Raw genomic sequence first — 2,932 nt, 5'->3', positions numbered from 1 at the left:
CGGTTACCGGCTTCGCCTGACAGGTCAGCACGAATCCCGCCTGCAGCTCCCACGGTTCCAGCGAGTAGTTCAGCTCCATCTCGGCCTTGCCCTCGACCAGCTTGGCGCGGCAGGTGGAGCACATGCCGCCCTTGCAGGCGAACGGCAAATCGACGCCGGCGCGCAGTGCGGCGTCGAGGATGGCTTCGCCCTCGGCGACCGGGACCTCGCGGCGCTTGCCGTCGATGATCAGGGCGGCGATCGCTTTGGGTGGCGCCGAGGCGGGCACCACCATCTTCGGCCGCGGCTTGCCGCCGGCGCCGGACACGAAACGTTCGACATGGACGCGGTCGTCGGCAATGCCGAGCGCGCGGCAGGCGGCCTCGATGTCCTCGCTCATCCCGGTGGGGCCGCAGATGAAAACGTGATCAACAGTCTCGGCCGGCACCAGCGAGCGCAGGAGCATGCGTACCTTCTCGCCGTCGAGCCGGCCGTGCAGGATCGGCAGATCCTGCTCCTCGCCGGAGATGACGTGGAACACAGAGAAGCGCTCGAGGAAGCGGTCCTTCAGCTCCTCAAGCTGCTCGCGGAACAGCATGCCCGCCGTGGTGCGATTGCCGTAGAACAGGAAGAAGCGGCTGTCCGGCTCGCGCGCCAGCACCGCCTTGACGATCGACAGGATCGGCGTGATGCCCGATCCCGCCGCGAAGCCGACATGGGTGCGCGCGGCCTCCGGCTGCAGCGCCACGCCGAACCGACCGGTCGGCGTCATCACGTCGATCTCGTCGCCGCGCTTCAACTCGTCGGTGACGAAGCTCGAGAACGCGCCGCCGTCGACGCGCTTCACGGCGATGCGGATCTCGTTGTCGTCGGGGCCGGAGCAGATCGAATAGGAGCGCCGCACCTCCTCTCCGCCCAGCGTCGTCTTCAGCGTGAGGTACTGTCCTGGCGCGAACTGATAGTCCGCGGACAACTCCTTCGGAATGGCAAAGGTCAAGGAGACCGCATCGGGCGCCTCCCGGCGCAGATCACGGACAGCGAGACGGTGGAAGCGCGGCGTTATCGACATCTGCTCTCTCCCCGCGTCATTGCGAGCGCAGCGAAGCAATCCAGGGCTGCGCACGCGACTCTGGATCGCGTCGCTGCGCTCGCGATGACGGCCGTGGTTGCATCAGTGGCACTTGAAATAATCGAAAGGCTCGCGGCACGATCTGCAGCGCCATAGCGCCTTGCAGGAGGTCGAGCCGAACTCGGCGAGTTGCTCGGTGTCATCGGAGCCGCATTGCGGACAGGCCACCGCGGCGACGCCGAACAGCGCGCGGCGGCCGCTCGACGGCTGCGGCGGCGCGATGCCGTAGTCGCGCAGCTTGCGCCGGCCCTCCTCGCTCATCCAGTCCGTGGTCCAGGCCGGCGACAGCACGGTGCGCACGCTGGCGTCGTGAAAGCCGGCGCGCTCCAGCGCAAGCTCGATCTCCAGCGCGATCATGTTCATCGCCGGACAGCCCGAATAGGTCGGCGTGATCGCCACCTCGACGCGGTCGCCGACCACCTCGACCTCGCGCAGCACGCCGAGATCGTCGATCGTCAGCACCGGAATTTCCGGATCGGCGACCGAGGCCGCCGCCTCCCAGGCGCGCTGGCGCAGCTCGGCGGGGCTGAGGTCCGCGACTACCATGTCGCACCGGGGAAGCTGCGCTGCATGTATTGCAGCTCGCTGAGGAGATGGCCGAGATGCTCGCTGTGCCGGCCGTCGCGGCCGCCCTGCTGCATCCAGTCGTTCTCCGGCAGCACGAGCGTCGCCTCGCGCGCGACATGCGAGACGATCGACAGCCATTCCGGCAGCAGCATCGTCGGATCGATCGCGATCCCTGCGTCGATCAGGCCGCGCTCGGCGTCGTCGACGCTGAACATCTCGCCGGTATAGGCCCAGAGATCGTCGACCGCGGCTTGCGCACGCGCGTGGCTCTCATCGGTGCCGTCGCCGAGCCGGATCACCCATTCGCTGGCATGGCGCAGATGATAGGCGCACTCCTTCTCCGACTTGGCGGCGATCGCCGCCAGGGTCGCATCGGTCGAGCCCATCATGCCGCGCCAATACAGATCGGCGAACGCGGCATAGAACAGCTGCCGCACCATCGTCTGCGCGAAGTCGCCATTGGGGCGCTCGACCAGCAGCAGATTGCGGTATTGCCTGACGTCGCGGAGATAAGCGAGCTTGTCCTCGTCATGGCCACGGCCCTCGACCTTCGCGGCGTAGCCATAGAGCTCACGGGCCTGGCCGATCAGGTCGAGCGCCATATTCGACAGCGCCATGTCCTCTTCGAGCATGGGCGCGTGGCCGGTCCATTCCGACAGCCGATGGCCAAGGATCAGCGCATCGTCGGCGCGGCGCAAGGTATAGAGCACCAGCGGTGTTTCGGAGACGGCGATCGAGGGTGCGGTCATGGTGTGTCTGCCTTAGAGCCACGCATTCGACCTCATCCTGAGGAGCCCGCCGCAGGCGGGCGTCTCGAAGGATGGGCTACGAGCCATATCGGGCCTCATGGTTCGAGACGGCGCTGCGCACCTCCTCACCATGAGGAGTTGCACCTACATATGCCCGACTTCGTCGGGCACCTCGTAGAATGTCGGGTGGCGATAGATCTTCGATTCGGCCGGCTCAAACATCATGCCCTTGTCGGCGGGATCGGATGCGGTGATGGCGCTCGACGGCACCACCCAGATCGACAGGCCCTCGCCGCGGCGGGTGTAGAGGTCGCGCGCGGCCTGCAGCGCCATGGTCGCGTCCGGCGCATGCAGCGAGCCGCAATGCTTGTGCGCGAGCCCGTTGCGGCTGCGGATGAAGACCTCCCACAACGGCGTGTTCGGCGTCGCCATCCCTGCTCTCCCTCTATTCGGCGGCTTGCGCCATCTGGCGCCGCGCGCGCTTGTCGGCATAGGCGGCCGCGGCCTC

The 2,932-nt window shown here is 67.3% G+C and carries 4 protein-coding genes; all 4 read right to left on the bottom strand.

What is annotated here, in order from left to right; all coding sequences use genetic code 11:
- The coding region (paaE, locus tag BRAS3809_RS25920) for a 1,2-phenylacetyl-CoA epoxidase subunit PaaE (protein ID WP_035658613.1) at nucleotides 1-1,048 on the bottom strand (1,048 nt) is incomplete at its 3' end.
- Between the two features lie 102 nt (nucleotides 1,049-1,150).
- Nucleotides 1,151-1,654, bottom strand: coding sequence for a 1,2-phenylacetyl-CoA epoxidase subunit PaaD (gene paaD, locus BRAS3809_RS25915; protein ID WP_008964985.1), 504 nt, complete (start codon nucleotides 1,652-1,654; stop codon nucleotides 1,151-1,153).
- Nucleotides 1,648-2,424 carry a 1,2-phenylacetyl-CoA epoxidase subunit PaaC gene (gene paaC, locus BRAS3809_RS25910; protein ID WP_008964984.1) on the bottom strand — a complete coding sequence of 259 codons (777 nt, stop codon included), beginning with the start codon at nucleotides 2,422-2,424 and terminating at the stop codon, nucleotides 1,648-1,650. Before paaC ends, paaD begins: the two co-directional genes overlap by 7 nt.
- 144 nt (nucleotides 2,425-2,568) lie before the next feature.
- Nucleotides 2,569-2,856 carry a 1,2-phenylacetyl-CoA epoxidase subunit PaaB gene (gene paaB / locus BRAS3809_RS25905; protein ID WP_008964983.1) on the bottom strand — a complete coding sequence of 96 codons (288 nt, stop codon included), beginning with the start codon at nucleotides 2,854-2,856 and terminating at the stop codon, nucleotides 2,569-2,571.
- Between the last annotated feature and the right edge of the window lie 76 nt (nucleotides 2,857-2,932).

Origin of the sequence: Bradyrhizobium sp. STM 3809 (assembly GCF_000239795.1) — a bacterium.
Lineage (GTDB): Bacteria > Pseudomonadota > Alphaproteobacteria > Rhizobiales > Xanthobacteraceae > Bradyrhizobium.
The sequence above is the reverse complement of the archived record's forward strand: the minus strand, read 5'-3'. Positions and strand labels throughout refer to the sequence as shown.